This is a genomic window from Acetatifactor sp. (assembly GCF_982438285.1).
In genome coordinates, this window is the sequence record NZ_CEWDFQ010000234.1 from 1 (window position 1) to 4,898 (window position 4,898).

Annotated in this window: 5 protein-coding genes; all 5 read left to right on the top strand. The window is 49.8% G+C overall.

Annotated elements, in window-relative coordinates; all coding sequences use genetic code 11:
* Window position 1 precedes the first annotated feature (1 nt).
* Genes cheB through AC1WIP_RS11275 form a run of 5 tightly spaced genes read left to right on the top strand, consistent with a single transcriptional unit; the run spans window position 2 to window position 4,853 of the window.
* Window positions 2-1,030, top strand: coding sequence for a chemotaxis-specific protein-glutamate methyltransferase CheB (cheB, locus tag AC1WIP_RS11255; RefSeq protein ID WP_481141914.1), 1,029 nt, complete (start codon window positions 2-4; stop codon window positions 1,028-1,030).
* 27 nt (window positions 1,031-1,057) lie between these two features.
* Window positions 1,058-3,172, top strand: a complete 2,115-nt coding sequence (locus AC1WIP_RS11260; RefSeq protein ID WP_481141915.1) for a chemotaxis protein CheW — start codon at window positions 1,058-1,060, stop codon at window positions 3,170-3,172.
* A 17-nt stretch (window positions 3,173-3,189) separates the two neighbouring features.
* Window positions 3,190-3,684 (top strand): chemotaxis protein CheW, encoded by a 495-nt coding sequence (locus tag AC1WIP_RS11265; protein ID WP_481141916.1) that lies wholly within the window; start codon window positions 3,190-3,192, stop codon window positions 3,682-3,684.
* A gap of 24 nt (window positions 3,685-3,708) precedes the next feature.
* Complete coding sequence (locus tag AC1WIP_RS11270) at window positions 3,709-4,332, top strand: chemotaxis protein CheC (protein ID WP_318702456.1); 624 nt, start codon at window positions 3,709-3,711, stop codon at window positions 4,330-4,332.
* Window positions 4,333-4,364: 32 nt separating this feature from the next.
* Window positions 4,365-4,853 carry a chemotaxis protein CheD gene (locus tag AC1WIP_RS11275; protein WP_481141917.1) on the top strand — a complete coding sequence of 163 codons (489 nt, stop codon included), beginning with the start codon at window positions 4,365-4,367 and terminating at the stop codon, window positions 4,851-4,853.
* The last annotated feature ends 45 nt before the right edge of the window (window positions 4,854-4,898 follow it).

Below are 4,898 nucleotides of genomic sequence, written 5' to 3' on the forward strand. Positions count from 1 at the left end.
AATAAACAGCGATAAGAGATTTCAGGTTGTCGCGAGAGCCACAAATGGTCTGGAGGCCTTTGACCTTTTGAGCAGGAATCAGTACGACGCAGTGGTCCTTGATGTGAATATGCCAAAGATGAACGGGCTTGAGCTGTTAAAGGAGCTGCGGAAATTCAAGATATCTGCCAAAGTGATGATGGCAAGTACGGATACCAGGGAAGGCGCTAAGACAACCCTTGATGCTCTTGAGCTTGGAGCACTTGATTTCATACATAAGCCGGACAGCGCCATTGACTGCAGGGTAGATGCTTTTAAAACGGAGCTTCTGCGGATACTGGATGTGGTGGCAAACAGTAAGCCTCCTGTGTTTGAGTCCGAGGAAAAAATCCGGGAAAACAGACAGACTACCAGCAAAATGATCGACATTGTGCGCAGGCACACCGTCAGGGTTCCGGGGAGAAAGGTGGTGGCTATTGCCAGCTCCACAGGCGGTCCCAAGGCTCTCCAGTCGGTGATACCGAAGCTTCCCAAGGAGCTGGATACACCGGTTCTTGTGGTGCAGCATATGCCCAAGGGTTTTACGGCATCCTTGGCCGAGCGGCTCAACGACTTAAGCAGTGTTACTGTGAGGGAGGCGAAGGAGGGAGATGAGCTGGAAGCGGGAGTGGTGTATATCGCCATGGGGGGCATGCACATGAATGTGAAGGTCTCTCCCGCAGGAAGGCATACCATCCATTATTCCGACGAGCCTGCCAGGGAGGGCGTGAAGCCTTGCGCCAATTATATGTATGAGTCTCTGGCAGGCAGCCGCTTTGACAATGTGGTCTGTGTGGTAATGACGGGGATGGGCGCCGACGGAACGGAAGGAATCAAGAACTTGAAAGCGCAAAAGCAGGTACATGTGATTGCCCAGGATCAAAACAGCAGTACTGTTTTCGGGATGCCTAAGAGTGTTATCAATGCAGGATTGTCTGATCAGGTGGTTCCCCTGGAGCAGATCGCACAGGAAATTATATTGCATGTTGGAGTGAAAACCAGCAATGTGTAAGCCGTTTGTGGCAGAATGGAGGATAAAATGGACGTAAGCCAGTATCTTGAAATTTTCCTGGATGAAACGAAGGAGCATTTGCAGGCTTTAAACACACAGATTCTTGAACTGGAATCAGATCCTGAAAACATGGATGTGATCAATGAGATATTCCGTGCCGCACATTCCTTAAAGGGCATGGCGGGCACCATGGGATACAAGCGGATGCAGACGCTGACCCACGATATGGAGAATGTATTCTCTGAGGTGAGAAACGGCAATATCAAGGTGTCCCCTGATATGATAGATGTGCTTTTCCGCTGTCTGGATGCGCTGGAGGAGTACAATAACAATATTCAGGAAACTGCGGATGAGGGCACCAATGACAATGAGCCGTTAATCAAGCAGCTGAATGATATTTTAAATCAAAACAAAAAAACACAGGAGGCTCCCACAGATAATGCTGCCGGGGAACAGAAGGGGCAGGAGGCGAAAGGGACGGAGACCTCCGCAGATAAATGGGATCACATTCCGCTGGACGAAAGCCAGATTCATGTAATATTGGCGGCTCAAAAGCAGGGGAAGAAGGTTTACGGACTGAATGTGGTGGTACAGGACAGCTGTATCCTGAAGGCTGCCAGAGCCTTTCTGGTTTTTAAGGCAGTGGAGGAAAAAGGTGAAATTATCGTGTCTGAGCCCAGTGCCCAGGATGTGGAGGATGAGAAATTTGACAAGGACTTTACCTTAATTGTCCTGTCTGATGCCACTCTGGATGAGGTGATTCAGGCGGCTGGAAGTGTATCCGAAATTGCAAATGTGACAGGCGCTCCCATTGTTTTGGAAAATAACAGCCATTATCATCCGCAGGAGGAGAAGCCTGCAGAGCAGGAAAAAACCGAGGCAGAAGCAGCAGGAACGGAGCCTGTTTCGGCGGTGCCCGAGGAGAGAAAGGGGAAGCCTGCAGCCAAAGCGCCGGAGAAGAAACAGACGCCCGGAAAGCCCGTGGTGAACCGGACTGTCAGAGTGGACATTGAAAAACTGGATGTGCTGATGAATTTGGTGAGCGAGCTGATTATTGCCAAAAACTCGCTGGTATCCTTTGCAAATCAGGAGCATGGCCAGGCTGGAGGCCAGGGCTTTAATGAGAAGATTGAATATATTGAGAGTGTCACCACAAACCTCCATGAATCTGTAATGAAGGTGCGGATGGTTCCCATTGAGAGCGTTGTAAATAAATTCCCCCGCATGATACGTGATCTCTCCAAGACCCTTGGCAAAAAGATGGAGCTGTACATGACAGGTGAGGAGACGGAGCTTGACAGAACTGTTGTGGATGAGATTGGAGACCCGCTTATGCACCTTCTGCGCAACGCAGCGGATCATGGAATAGAATCTGCGGAGGTGCGGGCCCAGAGAGGAAAACCGGAGGCTGGTTCTATCGGCTTAAACGCATATCAGGACGGCAACAATGTAATTATTGAGGTGAAGGATGATGGCAATGGCATTGATGTGGAAGCCGTAAAAAGCAAGGCCATTGAGAAGAATGTGATTACGCCGGAGCAGGCAGCCAATATGACAGAAAAGGAAATCATTAATCTTCTTTTCCTTCCCAGCTTTTCCACAGCAAAGAAGGTTACGGACGTTTCCGGAAGAGGCGTGGGGCTGGATGTGGTGCGCTCTAAGATCGAATCCCTGAGCGGCGAGGTAGAGGTAAAGACCAAGCTGGGCGTAGGCAGCACCTGGACCATCAGACTGCCGTTGACCCTTGCCATCATTCAGGCTCTCATGGTGGTTGTAGGGGGTGAGAAATATGCCATCTCACTGGGCTCCATTCAGACGCTGGAAGACATTGAACCCAGCGAGGTAAAGCTGGTGCAAAACAAAGAGGTCATCAATCTGAGAGGAACGGTTATTCCTCTGATCCGGCTTTCGGAGGTGCTTGATATAGAAAGCAGCAGGTCTGCCGACGAAAACCTGATCGTTGTCATCGTAAAGAAGGGAGACAAGATGGCGGGACTTGTGATTGATGAGCTGATCGGACAGCAGGAAATTGTGATCAAATCCCTTGGAAAATATATGAAACAGTGTAAATTCATCAGCGGCGCCACGATCCTGGGTGACGGCGAGGTGGCGTTGATTTTGGATGCCAATGCTTTGATTTAGGAAGGAGAGATGACGATATGGAACAGCTCAGTACAAGGAAACAGGAATATGTGCAGGAAGTTGAAGGCAAAGAACCGGTCGAGACCATTCAGTATATCGTAATCCGCCTGGGAAAAGAGCAGTATGGCATTGACATCTGCAATGTGGACAATATTGTGAGGATGCAGCATATCACCAGAGTGCCCAAGGTGGCCAGGCATCTAAAGGGGGTCATCAACCTGCGGGGAGAGGTGATACCGGTTATGAGCCTGCGGCTTAAGATGGGGCTTGAGGAGGATGAGGTAACCAGAGCCACCCGTATTATTATCCTGAAGCTTGAACAGCAGGGCAATGTGGGAATCATGGTGGATGAGGTGAAAGAGGTAGTTACCCTTGAGGCTACAGACATCGAGAAGGTTTCTTATGATTCCAAGGACGACAAGGTAAACTTTATCAACGGAGTGGGAAAGCACGATGGCGAATTGATTTCCCTGCTGGACTTAAACACCGTCGCGCTGGAGGATAACGCATAATATTCAGTGAAGGAGAAGGAGCCAATGGGAGAGCTCAGCTTGGAAAAGGTTTCGGAGACCTATTTTGACGTATTAAAGGAAATTGGAAATATCGGAGCGGGAAATGCCATGACGGCTCTTTCCCAGATGCTTCAATGTAAGGTGGATATGAAGGTTCCCCAGGTAAAGCTGCTGGAATTTTCGGAGGTGGGAGCACTGATGGGCGGCGAAGAGCAGGTCATGGTGGGTGTGCTCTTGGGCGTCGAAGGCGATATCACCGGCAGCATGATGTTCCTGGTGGAGAAGGAGAGCGCAAAGCACCTGATCAACAAGGTGATGATGGGGATGGCGCCGGAGGGAGACGACTTTTCCGAGATGGAGCTGTCTGCCATGAAGGAGCTGGGAAACATTATCACAGGCGCTTACCTGAATTCCCTTTCTACCCTGACAAATCTGCAGATTTATCCTACGCCGCCCGCTCTGACGGTGGATATGGCGGGAGCAATTTTGAGTGTTCCCGCCATTCAGTTCGGCGTGCTGGGAGACAGAATCCTGTTGATTCAGTCCCAGTTTTATGATGAGATCGAGATAGACGGATATTTTATTCTGATACCGGACCTGGAATCCTATTCTAAGATTCTGTCCGCATTGGGGATACCGGTGGAATAGACCAGACAGGGAAAAGTGAGAAGGAAAAGCGCATGAGTGAGATTATCAAAGTGGGAATGGCAGATTTAAAGACCTGTGTAAGTCCCAATGGCATCACGACGCTGGGACTTGGTTCCTGCGTAGGAATCGCCATCAGAGACCCGAATACGAAAATAGGCGGGCTGGCGCACATTATGCTGCCGGACAGTAAACAGATACGAAACAGCCAACAAAATATTGCAAAGTTTGCAGATACCGGAATTGCGGAGCTGGTATCCCAGATGGAAAAGCTGGGGGCGGTACGCAGCCGTATGGTGGCAAAGATTGCGGGGGGAGCTACCATGTTTTCCTTTCAGGGACGTTCTGATATGATGCAGGTGGGGGACCGCAATGTGGAGGCGACCAAAAAGAAGCTCAAGGAGATGAATATCCCGATTCTGGCCCAGGATACAGGAGCGAACTATGGCCGGACGGTTACCTTTTTTCCTGAAACAGGAGAATTTCATATCAGGGCCGTGGGAAGGGCAGAGAAAATTATCTGACAGGGGTATGCTATGAACAGAAGATATATGCCTTTGATACTGATG

Coding starts and splice junctions, on each gene's coding strand:
- AC1WIP_RS11260 (WP_481141915.1), top strand. CDS start 1,058: ATGGACGTAAGCCAGTATCTTGAAATTTTCCTGGATGAAACGAAGGAG.
- AC1WIP_RS11265 (WP_481141916.1), top strand. CDS start 3,190: ATGGAACAGCTCAGTACAAGGAAACAGGAATATGTGCAGGAAGTTGAA.
- AC1WIP_RS11270 (WP_318702456.1), top strand. CDS start 3,709: ATGGGAGAGCTCAGCTTGGAAAAGGTTTCGGAGACCTATTTTGACGTA.
- AC1WIP_RS11275 (WP_481141917.1), top strand. CDS start 4,365: ATGAGTGAGATTATCAAAGTGGGAATGGCAGATTTAAAGACCTGTGTA.